This is a genomic window from Synechococcus sp. R6-10 (genome assembly GCF_047461815.1).
Classification (GTDB): Bacteria; Cyanobacteriota; Cyanobacteriia; order Thermostichales; family Thermostichaceae; genus Thermostichus.
In genome coordinates, this window is sequence record NZ_JANSHW010000375.1 from 1 (window position 1) to 1,870 (window position 1,870).

Annotated in this window: 2 protein-coding genes; one reads left to right on the plus strand and one right to left on the minus strand. The window is 56.2% G+C overall.

What is annotated here, in order from left to right:
• The first annotated feature begins 112 nt into the window (after positions 1–112).
• The gene (locus tag NW837_RS10620) at positions 113–1,345 is read left to right on the plus strand and encodes a response regulator (protein ID WP_414331366.1); all 1,233 of its coding nucleotides are present in this window, start codon (positions 113–115) and stop codon (positions 1,343–1,345) included.
• A gap of 35 nt (positions 1,346–1,380) precedes the next feature.
• Here the strand turns inward: NW837_RS10620 and NW837_RS10625 are convergent, their stop codons facing one another.
• On the minus strand, positions 1,381–1,752 hold the full coding sequence (locus tag NW837_RS10625; RefSeq protein ID WP_414331368.1) for a HesB/IscA family protein: 372 nt from the start codon (positions 1,750–1,752) through the stop codon (positions 1,381–1,383).
• Between the last annotated feature and the right edge of the window lie 118 nt (positions 1,753–1,870).

Here is a 1,870-nt window from a genome sequence, read left to right on the forward strand (position 1 = left end):
AATCCGTACTGAACATATTATACATTATTTTCAGTATAGTTGAGCTTATTATTGACTAGAGTCATGCTCTCCTCCTGAGTGCAGAGCCTTTCTCCCTCTCCTCTCAATGCCTATGCTGAGGCCTAATCCCCATCCTCCGGCCAGCTCGCCGGCGGTTCCTGAGGCCCAGGCGGGATCCCCCTCTCCTGAAAAGAAGCCGTTGTTGTTGATCGCGGAAGATGAGCCCAGCCAGCGACTCTTGGTTCGCTACGCCCTTGAGCGAGAAGGCTACCAAGTTCTAGAAGCCAGCAGCGGCGAGGCTTGCTTGCAGCTAGCCGCCCAACACTCAGTGGATATGGTGTTGCTGGATGCGGTCATGCCAGATTTGGATGGGTTTGAGTGCTGTCGCCGCCTCCATGCTCAAAACTCGGATCTGCCCATTCTCATCGTCACGGCGCTGGAAGATGAGTCCTGCGTGGATGAAGCCTTTGCTGCCGGGGCCAGCGATTACATTTCCAAACCCATTCGTTGGGCGGTTTTGAAGCGGCGTATCCGTCACCTGATCCAGGCCAGCCAAGCCCAACGCCACCTGCGGGAACTTAACCAAGCCCTAGAAGCCAAGGTGCAAGAACGCACTGCCCAGTTGGCCTGCCAGGTGCAGGATCTGCAGCAGCTCAACCGCCTCAAGGATAGCTTTCTGGCCAGCGTTTCCCACGAGCTGCGCACCCCCCTCACCAAGATCAAGTTGGCCCTGGAACTGTTGGGCCGCACTCCTCTCAACGAGAAGCAGTGCCAATACCACCGCATCGCTTTGGAAGAGTGTCAGGCTGAAATTGAGCTGATCAACAAGTTGCTGGATCTGCAGAGCCTAGAAGCCAAAGAGTTGAGCTCTGCGGCTGCCGCCATCGATCTCCACAGCCTTTGCACAAGCCTACTCAATGGGGTGCGAGAACGGGCTCAGGCTCGGCAACTGAAGCTGGAGATGGCGGAGCTGACCTCATTCCCGGCAGTGCTCTACAGCTACCCGCAGCGGCTAACCCTGATCCTGAAGGAACTGCTGGAAAATGCCTGTAAGTTCACCCAGCCGGGCGGAACCCTCCGCTTAGAGGGGCAAGCCTTTCCCGGTGGGGTTGAGTTAAGAGTCGGCAATACCGCCCAAATCGAGCCTGACCACCTGCCCCACCTTTTCGAGCGCTTTTACCGTGTGCCTTCTGAGGATCCCTGGGCGCAGCCGGGCAGCGGCCTTGGACTGGCCTTGGTGAAGCATTGGGTGGAGTATCTGCAGGGCCAAATCCGGGTCACCAGCCAGAAGGGATGGACTTGGTTTGTCCTTTGGCTGCCCAGCCTAGAGCCCTCCAACCGTTGACGCCCAAAGGCGGGTGGGAGGCAGCGATTGAGACTTTAGTGACCAACGACAGCAGCAGTCTCGGCAGTGGCAAAGGAGGTGCCACACCCACAGCTAGCTATTGCATTGGGGTTCTTGAAGCGGAAGCCACCCCCCAGCAGATCCTCGGAAAAATCGACGGTGGTGCCGCTGATCAAGGTCATACTCAAGGGATCCACTGCCACCTGGATATCCCCAAAGTCGAAGGTATGATCGTCAGGGTTGGCCTGAGACTCGAAGTTCATCACATAAGAGAGGCCAGAGCAGCCGCTCGGCTTGACCCCCAGACGCAGGATGGGCTGGGATCCCTCTTTTTCGTACTTGCTGCGCAGGCGCTTCAACTCTTGGATGGCGCTATCGGTCAGGGTGATCATGACGAGAAGGCTCAAGGGTACGTTCTACTCCCCATCCTATCAAGGGTTTTTTCTCGGCCAGCGAGAGCATGACTCTAGTCAATAATAAGCTCAACTATACTGAAAATAATGTATAATATGTTCAGTACGGATT

What these genes read in the sequence shown, in the direction of transcription:
- NW837_RS10620 (WP_414331366.1), top strand. Translation starts at nt 113, where the DNA reads ATGCTGAGGCCTAATCCCCATCCTCCGGCCAGCTCGCCGGCGGTTCCT.